The organism is Roseateles sp. GW821-FHT03B02, assembly GCF_059421025.1.
In genome coordinates this window covers 135,890-156,042 of the sequence record NZ_JBWKUV010000008.1, presented here as the reverse complement: position 1 = coordinate 156,042, position 20,153 = coordinate 135,890, and the positions used below count along the sequence as shown (strand labels likewise).

Annotated in this window: 18 protein-coding genes and 1 tRNA gene; 3 read left to right on the top strand and 16 right to left on the bottom strand. The window is 68.4% G+C overall.

Translation table 11 applies throughout. The features are described 5' to 3' along the window. Nucleotides 1–38 precede the first annotated feature (38 nt). Nucleotides 39–785, bottom strand: a complete 747-nt coding sequence (gene rpsB / locus AC07VX_RS20455; RefSeq protein ID WP_493166232.1) for a 30S ribosomal protein S2 — start codon at nt 783–785, stop codon at nt 39–41. Between the two features lie 310 nt (nt 786–1,095). Here rpsB and AC07VX_RS20450 point away from each other — a divergent pair, with 310 nt between their 5' ends. Both AC07VX_RS20450 and AC07VX_RS20445 read left to right on the top strand, forming a co-directional pair. Next, nucleotides 1,096–2,346: an NAD(P)/FAD-dependent oxidoreductase gene (locus tag AC07VX_RS20450; protein ID WP_493166233.1), complete on the top strand. Its 1,251-nt coding sequence runs from the start codon at nt 1,096–1,098 to the stop codon at nt 2,344–2,346. 9 nt (nt 2,347–2,355) lie between these two features. Beyond that, a complete protein-coding gene (locus AC07VX_RS20445) occupies nt 2,356–3,708 on the top strand; it encodes an NAD(P)H-hydrate dehydratase (RefSeq protein ID WP_493166234.1) in 1,353 nt (450 codons plus the stop codon). 4 nt (nt 3,709–3,712) lie between these two features. Here the strand turns inward: AC07VX_RS20445 and rnr are convergent, their stop codons facing one another. Continuing rightward, complete coding sequence (gene rnr / locus AC07VX_RS20440; RefSeq protein WP_493166363.1) at nt 3,713–5,992, bottom strand: ribonuclease R; 2,280 nt, start codon at nt 5,990–5,992, stop codon at nt 3,713–3,715. A gap of 113 nt (nt 5,993–6,105) precedes the next feature. Between rnr and AC07VX_RS20435 the strand changes: the two genes are divergently transcribed. Beyond that, nucleotides 6,106–6,190 (top strand) — tRNA-Leu (locus AC07VX_RS20435). Between the two features lie 199 nt (nt 6,191–6,389). Here the strand turns inward: AC07VX_RS20435 and AC07VX_RS20430 are convergent. The 14 genes from AC07VX_RS20430 to AC07VX_RS20365 all read right to left on the bottom strand — a co-directional run bounded on the left by AC07VX_RS20430 (nt 6,390) and on the right by AC07VX_RS20365 (nt 20,152). Continuing rightward, the gene (locus AC07VX_RS20430) at nt 6,390–6,911 is read right to left on the bottom strand and encodes a phosphoribosyltransferase (protein ID WP_493166235.1); all 522 of its coding nucleotides are present in this window, start codon (nt 6,909–6,911) and stop codon (nt 6,390–6,392) included. Between the two features lie 31 nt (nt 6,912–6,942). Continuing rightward, nucleotides 6,943–8,274 (bottom strand): adenylosuccinate synthase, encoded by a 1,332-nt coding sequence (locus AC07VX_RS20425; protein WP_493166236.1) that lies wholly within the window; start codon nt 8,272–8,274, stop codon nt 6,943–6,945. Nucleotides 8,275–8,318: 44 nt separating this feature from the next. Then, a complete protein-coding gene (locus AC07VX_RS20420) occupies nt 8,319–9,482 on the bottom strand; it encodes an ATP phosphoribosyltransferase regulatory subunit (protein ID WP_493166237.1) in 1,164 nt (387 codons plus the stop codon). 64 nt (nt 9,483–9,546) lie between these two features. Continuing rightward, nucleotides 9,547–9,729: a DUF2065 domain-containing protein gene (locus AC07VX_RS20415; RefSeq protein WP_493166238.1), complete on the bottom strand. Its 183-nt coding sequence runs from the start codon at nt 9,727–9,729 to the stop codon at nt 9,547–9,549. Continuing rightward, nucleotides 9,726–10,622, bottom strand: coding sequence for a protease modulator HflC (gene hflC / locus AC07VX_RS20410; RefSeq protein ID WP_493166239.1), 897 nt, complete (start codon nt 10,620–10,622; stop codon nt 9,726–9,728). The genes AC07VX_RS20415 and hflC overlap by 4 nt, the downstream gene beginning before the upstream one ends. A gap of 14 nt (nt 10,623–10,636) precedes the next feature. Further along, nucleotides 10,637–11,884 (bottom strand): FtsH protease activity modulator HflK, encoded by a 1,248-nt coding sequence (gene hflK, locus AC07VX_RS20405; RefSeq protein ID WP_493166240.1) that lies wholly within the window; start codon nt 11,882–11,884, stop codon nt 10,637–10,639. Then, complete coding sequence (gene hflX, locus AC07VX_RS20400; protein ID WP_493166241.1) at nt 11,881–13,122, bottom strand: GTPase HflX; 1,242 nt, start codon at nt 13,120–13,122, stop codon at nt 11,881–11,883. Before hflX ends, hflK begins: the two co-directional genes overlap by 4 nt. Before the next feature lie 10 nt (nt 13,123–13,132). Beyond that, entirely contained in the window at nt 13,133–13,375 is a 243-nt protein-coding gene (hfq, locus tag AC07VX_RS20395; protein WP_056198163.1) for an RNA chaperone Hfq, read from the bottom strand. Nucleotides 13,376–13,454: 79 nt separating this feature from the next. After that, a complete protein-coding gene (gene der, locus AC07VX_RS20390; RefSeq protein WP_493166242.1) occupies nt 13,455–14,792 on the bottom strand; it encodes a ribosome biogenesis GTPase Der in 1,338 nt (445 codons plus the stop codon). Continuing rightward, nucleotides 14,789–15,925 carry an outer membrane protein assembly factor BamB gene (bamB, locus tag AC07VX_RS20385; protein ID WP_493166243.1) on the bottom strand — a complete coding sequence of 379 codons (1,137 nt, stop codon included), beginning with the start codon at nt 15,923–15,925 and terminating at the stop codon, nt 14,789–14,791. The genes der and bamB overlap by 4 nt, the downstream gene beginning before the upstream one ends. Further along, nucleotides 15,922–16,593, bottom strand: coding sequence for a YfgM family protein (locus AC07VX_RS20380; protein ID WP_493166244.1), 672 nt, complete (start codon nt 16,591–16,593; stop codon nt 15,922–15,924). Before AC07VX_RS20380 ends, bamB begins: the two co-directional genes overlap by 4 nt. Before the next feature lie 39 nt (nt 16,594–16,632). After that, on the bottom strand, nt 16,633–17,940 hold the full coding sequence (gene hisS, locus AC07VX_RS20375; protein WP_493166245.1) for a histidine--tRNA ligase: 1,308 nt from the start codon (nt 17,938–17,940) through the stop codon (nt 16,633–16,635). Next, a complete protein-coding gene (gene ispG, locus AC07VX_RS20370) occupies nt 17,937–19,199 on the bottom strand; it encodes a flavodoxin-dependent (E)-4-hydroxy-3-methylbut-2-enyl-diphosphate synthase (RefSeq protein WP_493166246.1) in 1,263 nt (420 codons plus the stop codon). The genes hisS and ispG overlap by 4 nt, the downstream gene beginning before the upstream one ends. Then, nucleotides 19,199–20,152, bottom strand: a complete 954-nt coding sequence (locus AC07VX_RS20365; protein WP_493166247.1) for a helix-turn-helix domain-containing protein — start codon at nt 20,150–20,152, stop codon at nt 19,199–19,201. Before AC07VX_RS20365 ends, ispG begins: the two co-directional genes overlap by 1 nt. Nucleotide 20,153: the final 1 nt, after the last annotated feature.

The following is a 20,153-nucleotide window of genomic DNA, read 5'->3' as shown; positions in this document are numbered from 1 at the left end:
GGCCTCGCGGCCCCTTTCAGATGCAGGGTCGAAAGGGCTTACGCCTCTTCGGAAACCTCGACGAACTCGTCGCCGGCGGGGGCAACCGCAGCCAGCACTTCGTTCGTGGCGTTGGCCTTGCCTTCCAGCACGGCATCAGCGACGGCACGGGCGTACAGCGCGACAGCCTTGGCGGAGTCGTCGTTGCCGGGAATGACGTAGTCGATGCCGATGGGCGAGTGGTTGGTGTCCACCACGCCGATGACGGGAATGCCCAGCTTCTTGGCTTCGGCCACGGCAATCTTGTGGTAGCCGACGTCGATGACGAAGATGGCATCGGGCAGGGCGGTCATGTCCTGGATGCCGCCGATGTTCTTTTCCAGCTTAGCGATGTCGCGCTGGAACAGCAGGGCTTCCTTCTTGATCGCGGGCTGGGTGCCAGCCTCGACCTGGGCCTGCATGTCCTTCAGGTTCTTGAGGGAGGTCTTGACCGTCTTGAAGTTGGTCATCATGCCGCCCAGCCAACGCGAGTCGACGTAGGGCATGCCGGCGCGCTGCGCTTCGGCGGCGATGAACTCACGGGCCTGGCGCTTCGTGCCGATCATGAGGATCGTGCCGCGCTTGGCAGCCAGCGATCGGATGAACTTCATCGCATCGTTGAACGCGGGCAGCGTCTTCTCGAGGTTGATGATGTGAATCTTGTTGCGATGGCCGTAGATATACGGGGCCATCTTGGGATTCCAGAAGCGGGTTTGGTGGCCGAAATGGACGCCGGCTTCCAGCATCTCGCGCATCGTGACAGACATGGGTCTTACTCCGAAGGTTGTGTCTAAAATCCGGCCCGAATTGCGTTGCAGCGCCTGGAAACAAACGTTTCCCGATGCCGCAAACCACAACACCTTTGCGTGACCGGTTTGCGATTTGTTGCGACGAGTGGCGGCCGAACCGTTCAGCCACGACACCCTCACAACCGTTCTGCCCAGACTCCGGCGCGAAAAATGCGCTGAGCCCTCCGGCAAAACCCGCAGAGTATACACAATCCATGGCTCTCTTCTGCCAAAGCCGCTGCGCAGCGGCCGCCGGCGCACCCGCCGAAGCATCCTGCAGGGTGCGCGCTTGAGCCGCCGCGTCGCGGTGGTGGGCGCCGGCCTGGCCGGTGTGGCAACGGCCTACGAGCTGGCCGCGCTGGGCTGCCAGGTGCAGGTCTTCGAGCGCGGCGGCAGCGTCGCCGAACAGGCGAGCTTTGCCGGCAGCGCCCTGCTCTCTCCCTTCGTTCCAGACCTCGCTGACACGACGTCGCCGGCGCCGCTGGCCTTCCGCTTTCGCCGCTGGCGCGCCGGGCGCCGCGGCGGCGACGCCGCCGGACAGGTCGTCGCGCTGAGCCAGCTGGGCCTGGCCCGCACCGCCGAGCTGCGGCGCGAACTCGGCCTGGACGATGAATCGGCCGACGGCCTGCTCGTCGCGCTGACCGACGCCAAGCGCGTCGCGGCCGCCGAAGCACGCCTGGGCAGCTGGAAGGCGCTGGGCCTGCAGGTCGACCTCATCGATGCCGGTGAGGCGCGCCTGCGCGAGCCGGGGCTGAATGCCGACGCACCGCTGGCCGCCGCGCTGGCCTTCACCGGCGGCGGCGTGGGCAATGCCCGCCTCTTCGCCCAGCAGTTGCGGCACCAGGCTCAGCGACTGCGCGCCGAGTTTCGCTTCCACACGACGGTGCGCAGCGTCAGCGCCGATGGCGCGGGCCTGCTGCTTCGCCACGAGTACACGCCACCCACGGAGGCGCCGACACGCGGCGCTGAACGCGAGGCCGGCGACACCCTGCCCCAGCAGCTCGACCCGCAGGATGAGCGCTTCGACGCCGTCGTGCTGTGCAACGGCCTGGACGCGCCGGAACTGCTCGGCCGGCGTCTACCGCTGGCGGCTCGCCACGAGGCCTCCGTCACCGCCCCGCTGCGCCTGCTCGAAGCCCACCCCGACCTCGGCCCCAGGGCCGGCTGGGTGGACGCGTCGCGCGGCCTCGTGATCGCACGCATCGGCCAGCGGGTGCGTATGTCCGGAGAGCTCGCAGTGACCGGCGCCAGAGACAAGCACGCCCCCGACTTCGAAGCCCTGCACCGCGGCCTGCAGCACTGGTTCCCCGGGTCGGTGATGCACAGCCAGGTGCAGCACGGCCAGAGCCGGCGCGCGCTCGCGGCCGATGGCCTGCCGGTGCTCGGCGCCAGCGGCCGCGCAGGCCTCTGGCTGAACCTGTCGCCCGGCGGCCATGGCTGGGGCCTGGCCTGCGGCGCCGCCCGGGTACTGGCCCAGCAGGTCGCCGGCCAGACGCTCGCACTCGACATCGGCGCCCTGGACGCCCGGCGTCTGGCCTAAGCTCGGGGCATGCACGCGCTGCTGCCCACCACCACCACGCTGCCGCTGTTCGACGTTGCCGCCAGCCGACGCATCGAGGCGCGCGCCCTTGTCCATTCGCCCGATCTGATGGCGCGAGCGGGCCTGGCCGTCGCCAAGCTCGCGCTGGCGCTGCGGCGCGGTGACGGCCCCGTCTGGATCGCCTGCGGCCCGGGCAACAATGGCGGCGACGGGCTCGTGGCCGCGCGCCAGCTCGCCGGGCATGGCGTGGCGGTCCACGTCGGCCACGCCGCGCCGCCGAGCCCTTCCCTCGTCATCGACGCCTTGCTGGGCCTGGGCCTGAACCGCGCACCGTCGGAGGAGATGCTCACCACGATCGCGGCGATGCAGGCTTGTGGCGCCCCCCTCCTGGCCGTCGACCTGCCCAGCGGCCTGCTCGCCGACACGGGCCAGCCGGCCGGTGAGCGCGCAGTGCGCGCCGATCACACGCTGACGCTGCTGACGATCAAGCCCGGCCTCTTCACCGGTGAGGGCCGGGCGCATTGCGGACGCCTCTGGTTTGACGGCCTGGGCATCACGCCCGACGAGGCGCCCTCGGCCGATCTGCTCGGGCCCGCAGGCGCGCCAGTACGCAGCCCGACCAGCCACAAGGGCAGTCACGGCCAGGTGCTGGTCGTCGGCGGCGCGCCAGGCATGCAGGGTGCCGCACGGCTGGCCGCGCGGGCAGCGCTGGCCTGTGGCGCGGGACGGGTCTACGTCGATCTGCCAGGACTGCCGGCCGACGAAGTCGCCGACCCCGGCCGACCCGAACTGATGCGCGGCCGGCCGGTCGATCTGCCGCAGGCCGTGGGCGTCGTCGGCTGCGGTGCCGGGCCGGACATCGGCGCCACCCTGCCCGCATTGCTGAAGGCCTTGCCGCGGCTGATCCTGGATGCCGATGCACTGAACGTCATCGCAGCCGACACGGCGCTGCAAGCTCTGCTGCGCGCACGGTCTGCCGGCACGACGCTGCTGACCCCCCACCCCCTGGAAGCCTCACGCCTGCTGGGCCGGGACACCGCCCGGCTGCAGGCCGACCGCCTCGCCGCCGCCCGCGAGCTGGCCGGGCAGCTGGACTGCACCGTCGTGCTGAAGGGCTCGGGCAGCATCGTCGCGTCGCCCGGCGAACGGCCGGCCGTCTGCGCCAGCGGCGGGCCGGCATTGGCCACAGCGGGCAGCGGCGACGTGCTTGCCGGCTGGCTGGGCGGACTCTGGGCACAGCAGCCCGAGGCGGGCGCGCATGCCATCGCCTGCGCCGGCGTGGACGCGCATGGCCGTGCCGGCGAGGTCGGCGGCGTGCTGCGCGCCGCCGACCTCGTCGAGCGCCTGGCGTCGCGCCGCTAGCGCATCAGCGGCGCTTGCGCGGCGCGGCCTTGGCGGGCGTCTTCTTGGACGCCTTGCTCGCCGCGCGCTTGGCGGCCTGCTGTGCCGCCTTGACGGGGTGCAGCGCCGCGATGACTTCCTTGCGGCTCTTCTTCACGTCGCGGTCGGCTTGGCGCACCTCGTCCAGCGCCTCGACGGCGGTCTTGGGGGCGCGCTTCTTCGCTGGCACCTTGGCCGATGGTTTGCCGGCGGGCTTGGCAGCACCGCCGCGACCCGCCGTGCGCAACTCGTCGCCATCGCGCACGAGGCGGAAGTCGATGCGCCGGCCGTCCAGGTCGACGCGGCTGACCTGCACCTGCACGCGCGCGCCGGTGGCGTAGCGGATGCCAGTGCGCTCGCCGCGCAGCTCCTGACGGACCTCGTCGAAGCGGTAGTACTCGCCGCCCAGCTCGGTGATGTGGACCAGGCCTTCGACGTAGAGCGCATCCAGCTGCACGAAGAGGCCGAAGGACGTGACCGCGCTGACGGTGCCGGCGAACTCCTCGCCGAGTCGGTCGCGCATGTAGCGGCACTTCAGCCAGGCCTCGACGTCACGGCTGGCCTCGTCAGCGCGACGCTCGTTGGCGCTGCAGTGTGCGCCGACGACCTCCCAACGCTCGGCCTCGTTGCGGGCCTCGGCAGGATTCGGCGGCGCCGCACGGCCGGGGCGCTTGGGCGCCTGCGGCACGTTCATCTTGCTGGCATCCAGCGTGTAGCGCTTGTTGCCGAGCAGGGCCTTGATGACGCGATGCACCAGCAGGTCGGGGTAGCGCCGGATCGGGCTGGTGAAGTGCGTGTACGCCGGGTAGGCCAGGCCGAAATGGCCGGAGTTGGTGCCGGTGTAGATGGCCTGCTGCATGGAGCGCAGCAGCATGGTGTGGATCTGCTGGGCGTCGGCCCTGTCCTTGGTGGACTGGGCGATGGCCTGGAACTCGCGCGGCGACGGATCGTCGGAGATGCCCATGCCGATGCCGAGCGAGCGCAGATACGCCTGCAACGTCTGCCGCTTCTCGGGCGTCGGGCCTTCGTGCACCCGGTAGAGCGAGTGATGCTTGGCGCCCTGGATGAAATCTGCCGAGCAGGTGTTGGCGGCCAGCATGGCCTCCTCGATCAGCCGGTGCGCATCGTTGCGAGTGCGCGGGATGATCTTCTCGATGCGGCCGTTGTCGTCGCAGACGATCTGGGTCTCGGTGGTCTCGAAATCGATGGCGCCGCGGCGCTGGCGCTCGCTGAGCAGCGCACGGTAGACCTCGTGCAGATGCAGCAGATGCGGCACCAGCTCGCGTCGCTTGGCGGCTTCGGGGCCGTGGGTGTTGCCGAGGATGGCCGCCACCTCGGTGTAGGTGAAGCGCGCGTGCGAGCAAATCACCGCCGGATAGAACTGGTAGGCCGTGACCGTGCCCTCGCTGGACACGAGCATGTCGCAGACCATGCTCAGCCGGTCTTCATAAGGGTTCAGCGAGCACAGACCGTTGGACAGCTTCTCCGGCAGCATCGGGATGACGCGGCGCGGGAAGTAGACCGAGGTCGCACGCTCGTAAGCATCGGCGTCCAGCGGCTCGCCGGGCTTGACGTAGTGCGAGACGTCGGCGATGGCGACCAACAGGCGCCAGCCTTCGAAGGCCTTCTTGCCGCGCCCCGCCTTGTGGGGCTCGCAGTAGACCGCATCGTCGAAGTCGCGCGCGTCCTCGCCGTCGATGGTGACCAGGGGCACGTCGCGCAGGTCGACGCGGTGCTTGAGGTCGGCGGCGCGCAGCTTCTCGGGCAGCTTGGCACTCTGCGCCAGCGTCTCGGGGCTGAAGCGGTGCGGCACGTCGTACTTGCGCACGGCGATCTCGATCTCCATGCCGGGATCATCGATCTCGCCCAGCACCTCGACGACGCGGCCGACCGGCTGCGAGTACAGCGACGGCGGCTCGGTCAGCTCGACGGCAACGACCTGGCCGGCCGTGGCGTTGGCGATGCCGTTCTTGGGGATAAGGATGTCCTGACCCATGCGCCGGTCCTCGGGCGCAACGAGCCAGATGCCGGATTCGAGCAGCAGGCGGCCGATCAGCGGACGCTTCTTGCGCTCGAGGATCTCCAGCACGCGCCCCTCGGGGCGGCCGCGCTTGTCGAAGCGCACGACGCGCACGCGCAGGCGGTCGCCGTGCATGACGGCATGGGTTTCCTGCGAGGAAAGGTAGATGTCGGCCGAGCCATCGTCGGGGATCAGGAAGCCGTGGCCATCGCGGTGGCCTTGCAGCGTGCCCTCGACCTCACCCAGCAGGCCCGCACCGTCGCCCGTAGGCGAAGTATTTGTGTTCTTCAAGTTTTTGATGATATAGTCTCTGTTTTCCTGAAACGGCTCAGGTCTTCGATCGAAGTCTTGAGCACCTTGCCCAGGTGGCGGAATTGGTAGACGCACTAGTTTCAGGTACTAGCGGGTAACTCCGTGGAGGTTCGAGTCCTCTCCTGGGCACCAAAACAAAAGCAAAAGGCCGACGCGAAAGCGCCGGCCTTTTGCTTTTGGGTGCGCAGGAGAGGATTCGACCACTTCGGCGCTGCGCGTCGAAGTGGGACGCGCAGCGCGGCAAAGGCGCCCGACGAGGCGCCCTCGATGGGCACTTCGTCGAGTGGTGGCACAAACCGAGCTTCTTCGATCCGCGCCACAAACACCCCAATCAAACGACGAACTTCTTCGCCAGTTGCTCCGGCCCCATCCCGTCGTACTCCTCGAACGGCTGATGGATCCACGGCGAAGTTTCCAGCATCTCGCAGTAGTAGTCAGGCGTATAGGCCGACACCTTCTTGGTCCAGATGACCGCCGAGCGCAGTTCGGTGATGGAGGGCATGCCTCGCAGGCGCTCCACCACGGCCTTCAGCGTGACACCCGAGTCCGCCAAGTCATCCACCAGCAGCACGCGGCCAGCCAGTTCGCCCTTGGGCATGGTGATGTACTTGGCCATGTCCAGGCGCCCCTGGATGGTGCCCGCCTCGGCGCGGTAGGAACTCGTCGACATGATGCCCAGCGGCTTGTCGAAGACACGCGACAACACGTCACCCGGGCGCATGCCGCCACGGGCCAGGCAGAGGATCTGGTCGAACTCCCAGCCCGAGGCGTGGACCTTGAGCGCCAGCCGCTCGGTCAGCAGGTGGTACTCGTCCCAGGATACGTATAGGTGCTTGCCGTCGTCGGTCAACATGGTGGCGTTGTCTCCGTGGAGTGATTGGTGATCAGGCGGAATACGGATGGCGCAGCACGATGGTGTGCTCGCGGTCAGGGCCGGTGGAGACCATGTCGATGGGTGCGCCGATGACCTCTTCCACGCGCTTCAGGTAATTGCGCGCGTTGGCGGGCAGTGCGTCCCAGGACGTCACGCCGAAGGTGGTCTCGGTCCAGCCCGGGAAGGTCTCGAAAACGGGCTCGCAGGCCTCGATCTCGTCTGCATCCAGCGGCAGGATGTCGAGCAGCTTGCCGTCAAGCCTGTAGCCCACGCACATCTTGATCTCGCTCAGGCCGTCCAGCACGTCGAGCTTGGTCAGGCACAGACCGGTGATGCCGTTGATGATGATGGAGCGCTTCAGCGCGGCAGCATCCAGCCAGCCGCAGCGGCGGGCGCGGCCGGTCACGGTGCCGCGCTCCTGGCCCACCGTGGACAGGTGATAGCCCACGGTGCCCGGCTGCTCCCAGTCCAGTTCGGTCGGGAAGGGGCCGGAGCCGACACGCGTCGTGTAGGCCTTGGTGATGCCCAGCATGTAGTGCAGCATCTGCGGGCCCACGCCGGCGCCAGCCGCGGCGTTGCCGGCCACGCAGTTGCTGGACGTGACGTAGGGGTAGGTGCCGTGGTCGATGTCCAGCAGCGTGCCCTGGGCGCCTTCGAACAGGATGTTGGCGCCGGCCATGCTGGCCTTGTGGATCATGTAGCCGACGTCGGCCAGCATGGGCTTGATCTGCTCGGCCATCTTCATGGCCTGCTCGAAGATGGGCTCGAAGGCCAGCTCTTCACCCTTGAGGTAACCGCGCAGCGCGAAGTTGTGCAGCTCCAGCAGTTCGCGCAGCTTCTTGGCAAAACGCTCGGGATGCTTCAGGTCCTGGGCGCGCAGGGCGCGGCGGGCAACCTTGTCTTCGTAGGCCGGGCCGATGCCCTTGCCGGTCGTGCCGATCTTGCCGCTGCCGCTGGTCTCGCGCAGCGCCTCGCGCGCCTTGTCGACGGCCACGTGGAAGGGCAGGATCAGCGGGCAGGATTCGCTGATGAAGAGGCGCGAACGCACCTCGACACCAGCCGCTTCCAGGCGCTCGATCTCGGTCAGCAGGTGGGTCGGGTCGAGCACGACGCCATTGCCGATATAGCAGGCCACGCCGTCGCGCATGATGCCGCTGGGGATGAGCTGCAGCGCGGTCTTCACGCCCTTGATGACCAGCGTATGGCCTGCGTTGTGGCCACCCTGGAAACGCACCACGCCTTGAGCATGGTCGGTCATCCAGTCGACGACCTTACCCTTGCCCTCGTCACCCCACTGGGTGCCGACGACGACCACATTGCGTCCACGCGCGGTTTGGCTCATGTTGATTGCCTGTATTGCTTGAAATGGAGGATGGGCGCCGCGCCTTACAGCGTCCGGACGACCCACTCATGGTGCTCGCGAACGAGCTCGCGGTCACAGTCGAATTCATCGGCCTCGTGCTCATGCCCCGGCAGCACGCAGACCACGGTCTCGCCCTGCTCCCGCAGCGCCCGCACGGCCTGGCGCAGCGAGGCGTCCTCACCCCAGGGCGCGCGCACGGCGGCGCGCAGCTTCGTTGCCGGCACCAGCGTCACCAGTGTCTTCAGGTCCAGGCTGAAGCCCACGGCCGGGCGGCGGCGGCCGAAGGCCGCGCCCACCTCGTCGTAGCGCCCGCCGCGCAGCACGGCGTCGGAGCAGCCCGCGGCATAGGCCGCGAAGCGGATGCCGGTGTAGTAGGCATAGCCCTGCAGGTCGGCCAGGTCGAAACCCAGCGCCACTTCGGGGTGGACCGTGGCCAGATGGCCGGCCAGCCAGTCCAGGTCGGCCAGCGCCGCCTTGACCAGCGGGTGGTCAGGCAGGCGCCGCGCCGCCTCGGCCAGCACCTCGCGGCCACCGTACAGGCTGGGCAGAGCCAGCAGTGCGTCGCGCGTCACGGCGGGCATTCCTGCCGTCAACGTGCCCAGCACGCCCATGTCCTTGGCCGCCAGCGCGCCGGTCAGCGAATTCAGCGTGTCGGCGGGCAGCTTCACCCCGTCCAGCACGCCTTGCAGCAGGCGCGCATCGCCCAGATCCAGCATGACGTCGCTGAGGCCGGCGCGGCGCAGCGCGTCCAGGGCCAGCTCGTGCACTTCCAGGTCGGCTTCCAGGCCGGCGTGGCCATAGACCTCGACGCCGAATTGCAGCGGCTCACGGCTGGTATTCAGGCCGTCGGGCCGCGTGTGCGCCACGGGACCGCAGTAGCACAGCCGAGTCACGCCCTGGCGGTTCAGCAGATGGGCGTCGATGCGGGCGACCTGGGGCGTGGTGTCGGCACGCAGGCCCAGGCTGCGACCGGAAAGCTGGTCGACCAGTTTGAAGAGCTTGATTTCGGAGCCGCTGCCCGTACCGGACAACAGGGAATCGAGGTGCTCCAGCAGCGGCGGGATGACGAGCTCGCAGCCATAGCTGCGGGCCATGTCGAGCAGCTCTCTACGCAGCTCTTCGATGCGGCGCGCCTGCGAAGGCAGGACATCGGCAATGTGCTCGGGCAGCAGCCAAGCAGAGGACATGGGCGCAGGCTAGGCGGTTAAAAACGGCATTGTACCTATGCCCTCCCGCCATCGAAGCTTCGGATCAGCGCAACCAGAGCAATCCGAACAGGCCCATCAGGATGCTGGCCAGACCGATGAAACGGATCTGGCCATCGCTCATCGCGAGGATACGGCTGAACAGCTCGCGCCAGCGCGCCGGGCTGATCAGCGGCATCAGCCCCTCGATGACCATCACCAGCGCAAGCGCGGCCAGCAGCTCGTTCACTTGCGCGCAGGTGCGGCAGCCGGTGCGGCGCCGGAGCCGCGCATCGCCTTGAAGAAGTCGCTGCTGGGATCGACCACCATGACGTCGCTCTTGTTGCGGAAGCTGGCGCGATAAGCCTCCAGCGAGCGATAGAACTGCGCGAACTGCGGATCGCGGCCGAAGGCGTCGGCGTACAGGGCCGACGCCTTGGCATCACCCTCACCCTTGATCACCTGCGCGTCACGGTAGGCCTCGGCCACGATGATCTCGCGCTGACGGTCGGCGTCGGCGCGGATCTTCTCGCCCTCGGCCGCGCCGGTCGAGCGCGTCTCGTTGGCCACGCGTTTGCGTTCCGACTCCATGCGACGGTAGACCGAGTCGGTGATCGTGGAGGCGAAATCCACACGCTTGATACGCACGTCGACGACCTCGATGCCGAACTGCTTGGCCTCGTCGGCCAGGCGCTTGCGCACGTCGTTCATGACCTTCTCGCGCTCCGTGGATAGCACGGCGATGACCGTGCGCTTGGTCACTTCCTCGTTGAAGGCCGCCTGCACGATGGGCGCGAGGCGGTTGTCGACGTTGCGCATGTCGGCGCCACTGTTGCGGATGAACTGCCGCGGCTCGGCAACACGCCATTTGATGAGCCAGTCGATGACCAGGCTCTTCTTCTCGGCCGTGAAGATGGGACGGGACTCGGGACTGTCCAGCGTCTGCACGCGGCGGTCCAGCAGCACGACGTTTTGCAGGGGCGGCGGCGCCTTGGCGTGCAGCCCCGGCTCGGTGATGACTTCCTTGATCTCACCCAGCGCGTAGATGACGGCGAACTGGCGCTGGTCGACGACGAAGAGCATCGACGACAGCAGCATCAGCACGACGATGACGCCGGCGAGGATGGCGGCAATACGGTTCATTCGGTGGTCCTCGGTCAGCGGCCGTCGCGGCTGCGCTGGTTGTCACGGCTGCGCAGATCGCTGGCACTGGGCAGCGTCTGCGGCTCGGGCACGCTGGTCGGCTGCGGCGCCGACACAGTCACCGTGCCGCTGCTGCCCTGCTGCAGCAGCTTGTCCAACGGCAGATAGAGCATGTTGGAGCCGCTCCTGCTGTCCACCATGACCTTGCTGACGTTGGCATAGACCTGCTGCATCGCGTCGATGTAGAGGCGGTCGCGCATGACCTGCGGAGCCTTCTGGTATTCGGCATAGACGCTCTTGAAGCGCTGCGCATCGCCCTCGGCGGTTGCGATGACGCGGGCCTTGTAGCCCTCGGCCTGCTCGCGCAGCTTGGCCGACTCGCCACGCGCGCGCGGGATCACGTCGTTGGCATAGGCCTGGGCCTCGTTCTTCAGCTGCTCGCGGTTGGCGTTGGCCTTGAACGCGTCCTCGAAGGCAGCCTGCACCTGCTCGGGCGGCTGCACGCTCTGCACGTTGACGTTCTTGATCTGGATGCCGGCCTTGAGGCGGTCGAGCTGTGCCTGGATGGACTTGATCAGGTCGGCAGCGATGGCGTCGCGCTGCTCGTAGAGCACCGAGTCCATCGTGTTCTTGCCGACGATCTCGCGCACCGCGGACTCGGCGGCCAGCAGCACGGCCTGCTCGGGGTCGCGGTTCTCGAACAGGAAGTCGCGCAGGTCGCGGATCGTGAACTGGACGGTGAAGCGGATGTCGACGATGTTCTCGTCCTGCGTCAGCATGGACGAGTCGCGCAGGCCCGTGGCCGCGACGACGGAGCTGCGACCCACCTCGACTTGGCGCAGTTGCGAGACCGGCTGGATCTCATGCGCCTGGAAGGGATAGGGCAGGCGCCACTGGAAGCCTGCCTCGACCGTCTTGCTGTACTTGCCGAAGGACGTGACGACGCCCTGCTGGCCTTCCTGCACGATGAAGAAGCCGCTGGCCAGCCAGCCCAGCGCCACGACACCGGCAATCAGCCCGACGCCGATGCCGGCCCCCTTCATGTCGGGTGAACCGCCCGCACCATTGGGGCCGGTCGGCCCGCCAGACTTGCCGCCGAACATGCCCGAGAGCTTGCGGTTGAAGTCGCGCCAGAGTTCATCGAGATCGGGCGGGCCGTCGTTGCGGCCGTTGTTCAGCAGCCGGCCCGCGGCTTTGGCCACGGGCGTCATCAGACGCTGGACCCACGGGCTGCGGGGCTGGGAGTGAGGTGTGCTGCTCATGCCTGGGAAGGGTCTGAGGGAGAAGGTTCGTCGTCGGGCGAGTCCACGTCGAAACGTGGGTCCCGCTCGTCGGGAATCAAGGGCTGGGCCTGCATGGCCGTCGCAATCAGCTGGCGCAGTTCGGCCAGGCCGCTGCCGTCGATGGCACTGACGAAGACGCGCGGCGTGGGCTCGGTGCTGCCGTTGGCGCGCAGCACCGCATCGACGATCTCGCGCGGGCGCTGGTCGTCGGAAAGCAGGTCCTGCTTGTTGTAGACGAGTATCTGCGGCACATCGGCGGCGCCGATCTCGGCCAGCACGCGCTCGACCTCGACCATCTGCTCGTCCAGCACCGGACTGGCAGCGTCGACGACGTGCAGCAGCAGGTCAGCATCAGCCGCCTCCTGCAGCGTGGCGCGAAAGGCCTCAACGAGCTTGTGCGGCAGATCGCGGATGAAGCCCACCGTGTCGGACAGCGACACGCTGGCCGCCGCCTGCTCCAGGTAAAGCGAGCGGGTCGTCGTGTCCAGCGTCGCGAAAAGCTGGTTGGCTGCGTAGGCACGGGCCTTGGTCAGCGCATTGAATAGCGTACTCTTGCCCGCATTCGTGTAGCCGACCAGCGAGACCTTGAAGACGCCGTTGCGCGAGCGGGACTTGCGCTGCGTGCTGCGCTGGCGCTGCACCTGCTTGAGCCGCTCCTTGGTCTTCTTGATGCGGTCGTCGATCATGCGACGGTCCAGCTCGATCTGGGCCTCGCCGGGGCCGCCGCGCATGCCGATGCCGCCGCTCTGGCGCTCCAGGTGGCTCCAGCGCCGCACCAGGCGTGTGGCCAGGTATTGCAGCCGCGCCAGTTCGACCTGCAGCTTGCCTTCGTGGCTCTGTGCGCGGGCGGCGAAGATCTCGAGGATCAGCGCCGTGCGGTCGGCCACGGGCACGCCGAGCACGCGCTCCAGGTTGCGCTGCTGGGCCGGTGAGATGGCCTGGTCGAACAGCACCGTGTGGGCCTGGTGGGCCTGCACGAGGAGCTTGATCTCGTCGGCCTTGCCGGAACCGACAAAAAGCGCCGCGTCGGGTGCCGGGCGGCGCGCGATGACCTTGGCCACCGGCGTGTCGCCGGCGGATTCGGCCAGCAGGGCCAACTCGTCCAGGCTCTCGTCGAAGCCCTGGGCGGCGTTGCGCCGGCCGAAATCGACACCCACAAGAATGGCGCGCGCCGCCTCGGAGGGCGGCGTCGCGGTATGGGCAGAGGTCGAGGACAAGGGGTGGGGATCAGGCGTCCGCGGGGGCGTCGCCGGCGTGGAAGTTGACCGCACGACCCGGCACGACGGTGGAGATTGCGTGCTTGTAGACCATCTGCGTCACGGTGTTGCGCAGCAGGACGACGTACTGGTCAAAGGATTCGATGTGGCCCTGGAGCTTGATGCCGTTGACCAGGTAGATCGAGACGGGCACATGCTCTTTGCGGAGCAGGTTCAAAAAGGGGTCCTGCAAAAGTTGGCCTTTGTTGCTCATCGGTATGCTCCGAGTTATCGGGGGGAAGGGACTACGGGTTAGACCTTAACACAGGGTCCCGGCGGTGCCGGCCGTCAGCCTAGGTCTTTTCGTCGAAGGGATTCTTCGAAGAACGCAGCTCGATCTTCAGCGGCGTTCCGACCAGCTTGTAGTGGGCGCGGATGCGGCCCTCCAGGTAGCGTTTGTAGACCTCCGTGACGCCCTCCAGTGCATTGCCGTGGATGACGACGATGGGCGGGTTCTGGCCGCCCTGGTGGGCATAGCGCAGCTTGGGGCGCGACAGGCCGGCCCGCTTGGGCTGCTGATGCTCGACGGCTTCCTGGATGAGACGGGTCAGCACCGGCGTGGTCATCTTGCGGTAGGCCGAGGCGTAGGCGTCGGCCATGGCGTTCCACAGCGCGGCCAGGCCCTGGCGCTTGAGCGCCGAGATCTGGTGCATCGGCGCGAACTTCAGGAAGGCCAGTCGCTGCTCGATCTGGCGCTTCAGCGTCTCGCGCTGGTAGCTGTCGACGGCATCCCACTTGTTGACGGCCAGCACGACGGCACGGCCGCTGTCGAGGATGTAGCCGGCGATGTGGGCGTCCTGGTCGGTGACGCCCTGCGTAGCATCCAGCAGCAGCAGCACGACATGGGCGTCAGCGATGGCCTGCAGCGTCTTGACGACCGAGAACTTCTCGATGGCCTCGAAGACCTTGCCCTTGCGGCGCAGGCCGGCCGTGTCGATGAGCTTGAACTTCTGGCCGTTGCGCTCGAAGTCCACCGCAATGGCGTCGCGGGTCGTGCCCGGCATGTCGAAGGCGACCAGGCGCTCCTCGCCGAGCCAGGTGTTGATCAGCGTGCTCTTGCCGACGTTGGGCCGGCCGGCCACAGCCAGGCGGATGACGCCATCCTGCTGCGGGCCGGCGCCGAACTCCTCGCTGGTGTCCTCGAAGGGCTCCAGCACCGCGTCCAGCAGGCTGCGGATGCCCTGCCCGTGCGCCGACGAGATGGGATGCGGCTCGCCCATGCCGAGTTCGTGGAACTCGGCCAGCAGCGGCGACTCGCTCATGCCCTCGGCCTTGTTGACGGCCAGGTGCACGCGCTTGTTGACGCTGCGCAGGTAGCGGGCGATCTCGCTGTCGTGGGCCGACAGCCCCAGGCGGATGTCGACGACGAAGATGACCGCATCGGCCTCGGCGACGGCCTGCTTGGTCTGCTTGGCCATCTCCTTGACGATGCCGGTCGTCGAATCGGGCTCGAAGCCGCCGGTGTCGATGACGATGAACTCGCGGTCGCCCAGGCGGCCGTCGCCGTAGTGGCGGTCACGCGTCAGGCCGGCGAAGTCGGCCACGATGGCATCGCGCGACTTCGTCAGGCGGTTGAACAGCGTCGACTTGCCCACATTGGGGCGGCCGACGAGGGCGATGACAGGTTTCATTCGGCCTTGATCGCGAACAGGCCGCCGCTCTTGGTGGCGACCAGCGCGGTATCGCGCAGCAGCGCGATGGTGACGATGGCCGAGCTATCGGTCGCCAGGCGCGACCGGGTCCTGCCGGTGTCACGGTCCAGCAGATGCAGCTGGCCTTCGAAGTCGCCGATCAGGACCTGCTTGTTCAGCAGCACGGGCTCGGAGAGCTTGCGGCGCTGAAACTGGTCGGCCGACCAGGCCAGGTCGCCATTGGCCAGCTTCCAGGCCGACAGGCGATCGGAGGCGTCGCCGGCCACGACGATCTGGTCGTCGGCGCCGATGCCGTTGGTGCCGCCGACGACACGGTTCCACAGCGCGCCACCGCGCTCGGCGTTGACGCAGCCGACCGAGGACTGGAAGGCGCGCGCGCAGATCAGCTCGCCCTGGCGCACGGCCGGGCCGACGAGGTCGGCCAGCCGCTCGACTTCATTCGTGCCGCGCGGCGTGGCCACGCTGGCCTCCCAGCGCAGCTGGCCCTTGAGCGGGTCGACACCGGCCAGGCGCGAGCCCTGGCCCACGATCAGCGTGTCCTTGTAGGCCAGCAACACGCCGGCCTTGGCCAGCGTCAGCGGCTCGCCGGGACGCTTGAGCTCCCAGATCTTGCGGCCGTCCAGCGCGTCGAAGGCCAGCACCTGGCGGTCCAGCGTCAACGCGAAGACGCGCTCGCCGGCCACCAGCGGCGCGGCGACGACGGGCGTGGGCAGGGCCTTCTTCCAGACCAGCTTGCCGGCGTCCAGCACGACGAGTTCGTTGTCGCGGTTGACGACGGCGGCAAAGCGGCCATCGCTGCCGATGCCGGCCGACAGCTTGGCCCCGGCATCACCACGCCACAGCTCGCGGCCGTCGGCAGCGGCCAGTGCGCGCACGCTGCCATCACTGCCAGCAACGACGAAGCGGTCACCCGGCGTCGCGATACTGAGCGGGAAATTGACGTTGTCGCCCTTGCTGCTCCAGACGATGCGAGCAGTGGCAGAGCCGGTGAGGGTCTCCAGCGCGGCGGGCTTGTTCTTGTCGTCGCCGAACCAGTTGTTCCAGGTCGAACTGATGGTCGAGCAGCCGGCCAGCGACGCGGCCAGCAGCGAAATCAGGACGGCGCGCTTCATTGCGGCGCTCCGGTGGCATCGACGGCCGTCGGCACGCCCAGCGTCGCGAGCTTGGCCTCGACGACGCGACGGTAGTCCAGCGTCTTGTCCAGCGCGGCCAGGGCCTTCTGGTACTCGGCCTTGGCAGCGTCGCGCTTGTCCTGCAACAGCAGCAGATCGCCGCGGCGGTCGGCAACGAGGCCGGCAAACTCGGGCGACTTGATCGCGTCCAGCGACCTGGTCGCCTCGTCATAGGCCTTGGCATCGAGCTGCAGGCCGGCCAGGCGCAGCCGTGCAATGTCCTGGTAGGGGCCGCCGTCGGCACCATGTTCGGTCACCCAGGTCAGGCTCTGCCTGGCATCGTCGAGCTTGTCCTTGTCCAGCTGCAGCCTGGCGACCTGCAGGCTGGCCTGCGTTGCGTAGCCGGTACCGGCGAAACGGGCCCTCAGGTCGCCCGCGGCGCCGGCGGCCTTGTCGAGATCCTGGGCTGCAAGCGCACGGTCGAACTCGTCGTACATCGCGGCGGCCTTGGCGGCCTGATCGCGCTGGTACCAGTTCCAGCCCTGCCAGGCGGCAAAGGCGGCCAGTGCGGCCGTGATCAGCCAGGTGATGAGGTTGCCCCAGCGCTTCCAGAACGCTTTGACTTGCTCAAGTTGTTCTTGTTCTTCGAGGTCGAGATGGGCTGCCATGGGAAAAAGGATCGAGAAAGGGGCTCGGGAGGCCCGGGATTATGCGGGGAGGAGCTCGGCCGCCCAGGCAGCCACGTCGGCAAGCGGACGACCGAACTGTTCGGCGCCATCCCTCAGCGACTTGACGGACACCTCGCCGCGCGCCAGCTCGTCGGCCCCGAAGACCAGCGCGAAACGGGCGCCCGAGGCATCGGCTTTCTTGAACTGCGACTTGAACGAGCCGCCGCCGGCATGCATCTGCACGGCGACGCCGGCATGGCGCAGCGCCTCCAGCACGAGGAAGGCCTGGGGCAAGGCCGCCGCGTCGGGCAGGATGGCGTAGGCGTGCGGCGCGGCGGACGGCACGGGCAGGCCCAGCTCGTCGATCAGCAGCAGCAGGCGCTCGATGCCCAGGCCGAAACCCACCGCGGGCGTCGGCTTGCCGCCGAGCTGCTCGAACAGCCCGTCATAGCGGCCGCCGCCGCAGACCGTGCCCTGGGCCCCGAGCTGGTCGGTCACCCATTCGAAGACGGTCAGGTTGTAGTAGTCCATGCCGCGCACCAGGCGGGTGTTGACGCGGTATTCCAGGCCCGCGGCGTCAAGGATGGCGCGCACGGCGTTGAAGTGGGCCAGCGTCTCCTCGCCGAGGAAATCCATCAGCTTGGGCGCGGCCTCCACCATGGGCTGCATGGCCGGATTCTTGGTGTCCAGGATGCGCAGCGGGTTGCTGTGCAGGCGGCGCCGGGCGTCCTCGTCGAGCAGTTCGGCGTGCGCCTCGAAGTGATTGATCAGCGCCGCGCGGTGGGCGGCGCGCTCGGCGGGCTGACCGAGGGAGTTCAGCTCCAGGCGCACATGCTCGCCGACAACCAGGCCGAGCTGCTGCCACAGCCGGCGCACCATCAGGATGATCTCGGCGTCCACATCCGGACCGGCGAAGCCCAGGGCCTCGACGTCGAGCTGGTTGAACTGGCGGTAGCGGCCCTTCTGCGGGCGCTCGTGGCGGAACATCGGGCCCATCGTCCACAGCCGCAGGGGGCCGTTGTAGAGTGCGTTGTGCTCCACCATGGCGCGCACGATGCCGGCCGTGGCCTCGGGGCGCAGCGTCAGCTGGTCGCCGTTCATGCTGTCGGTGAAGGAATACATCTCCTTCTCGACGATGTCTGTCACCTCGCCCAGGCCGCGCACGAACAGGGCCGTGGGCTCGACGATGGGCGTCAGCATGTATTTATAGCCGTAGCGGCCGAGCACGTCGCGCAGCGTGGTCTCGAACCAGCTCCACAGCTCACTGCTGGGCAGCTTGTCCTTGCGGGTGACGCTGGCCGGGAGGATGTCGTTCATCCCCTTGACCGCTTGAATCGTCTTGCTCATGCAGTAGCCGTGGCGCCGAAGCGCTTCTCGATGTAGTTCTCGACCAGGGCGTGGAATTCGGCAGCGATGTTGTCGCCGCGCAGTGTCACGGCCTTCTCGCCGTCGATGAAGACGGGCGCCGCCGGCGCCTCGCCGGTACCGGGCAGGCTGATGCCGATGTCGGCATGCTTGCTCTCGCCGGGGCCGTTGACGATGCAGCCCATGACGGCCACCTTCATCTCCTCGACGCCCGGGTACTTGTTGCGCCAGACCGGCATCTGCAGGCGCAGGAAATCGTCGATCTGCTTGGCCAGTTCCTGGAAGGTGGTGCTGGTGGTGCGGCCACAGCCCGGGCAGGCGGTCACGCTGGGGTTGAAGTGGCGCAGGCCCAGAGCCTGCAGGATCTCTAGCGCGACGACGACCTCCTGCGTGCGCGACTCGCCCGGCTGGGGCGTGAGGCTGACGCGGATGGTGTCGCCGATGCCTTCCTGGGCCAGGATGCCCAGGGCCACGCTGGAGGCCACCGTGCCCTTGGTACCCATGCCGGCTTCGGTCAGGCCCAGGTGCAGCGCGTAGTCGCAGCGACGGGCCAGCTCGCGGTAGACCGAGATCAGGTCCTGCACGCCGCTGACCTTGCAGCTGATGATGATGCTATCGGGGTTCATGCCCAGCTCGCGGGCATAGCTGGCCGAGGTCAGGGCCGACTCGACGAGGGCCTGGTACATGACCGGCTTGGCATCCCAGGGCTGGGCGCGGCGGGCGTTCTCGTCCATGAACTGGGCGAGCAGCTCCTGGTCCAGGCTGCCCCAGTTGACGCCGATACGCACGACCTTGTCGTACTTCATCGCCGCCTCGATCATCTGCGCGAACTGCCTGTCCTTCTTCTCGCCCTTGCCCACGTTGCCGGGGTTGATGCGGTACTTGGACAAGGCCTGGGCCATGGCCGGGTAGTCAGTCAGCAGGCGGTGGCCGTTGTAGTGGAAGTCGCCCACCAGCGGCACGTCGATGCCCATGCGGTCGAGCTGCTCGCGGATGTAAGGCACCTGCTCGGCAGCCTCGGGCGTGTTGACCGTGATGCGCACCATCTCCGAGCCGGCAATGGCCAGCTCCTTGACCTGGATGGCCGTGCCGATGGCGTCCACCGTGTCGGTGTTGGTCATGGACTGCACGCGCACCGGCGCGTCGCCGCCGACCGTGACGACGCGGCTGCCCCAGACGACGCGGGCCTGCCGGCTCCTGCGCGGCGCGGGGGCGGCCTCGGGAATGATCCATTCGCTCATCAATTCAACTCCAGACGGGCGACGTTGTCCTTGCCGCGCGCCGCCAGATCGACGGCGGCACCGCGCCATTCGATCCGGGTGCCGCTGACATTGCCGACGCGCACCTTGTAGGGCGACGCGCCGCTGAATTCCTGCTGCTCGCCCTCACGCAGCACGCGCGACAGCAGCACCTGGCCCTGCGCATCGGCCACCTCGATCCAGGTGTCGGCAGTGGCGGTGACACGCAGGCTGCTGCCGGGGGTGGCCGTCAGCGCGGTCTTGACGGCCGCGGATGCCGGCGCCGAGGCCAGGGCCGGCGGCGGCGGCGCGACGTCACGAACCTGCAGCGGCGCGGAGGCCACGGGCAGGGCCACCGCCACCGGAGCCGAAGCGGCCGGCTCCGAGGCCGCCGGAGCGGGCACGAAATCCACGACCGGCGCGCTCGCCGCCGTGCCGACGACGCTCGACGCCGGGAAGGCGGGCGCCGTGACCACGCGCTCGCGCTCGCTCACCCAGCCGGCTGGCACCCAGTACACGGCAGCAGCCGCCAGCAGCAGCAGCAGCGGCCCCCAGACGACGGGCCGCGCCAGCAGGGCCAATGCGTTGCCGTCGATCGGGCCGCCGGCACCGCGCTCGCGGAAGGGCTGGTTCAGCCCGGGGCGCACGTCGAGCCCTTGCTCGCTGCTGCGCGGCAGCAGGGCCAGCACGGGCGCCGGGTCGACCTTGAGCGCGCGACACATGGCCGTGGCCAGCGCGCGGGCGAAGGTCGCGTCGGGCAGCAGGTCGAAGCGGTCGGCCTCCAGGGCCTCCAGCTTGGCCTGGGGCACCTTGAGCATAACGGCCAGTGCCGCAATGTGCAGGCCGCGCTGCTGACGCGCATTCCTGAGCCAGGCACCGGCCGTGGCAGCCGGGCTGGCGCGTCCCTCGTGGATGGATTCCATCGTCTGGTCGTTCTTGTTGTGCGCCGGAGTCACG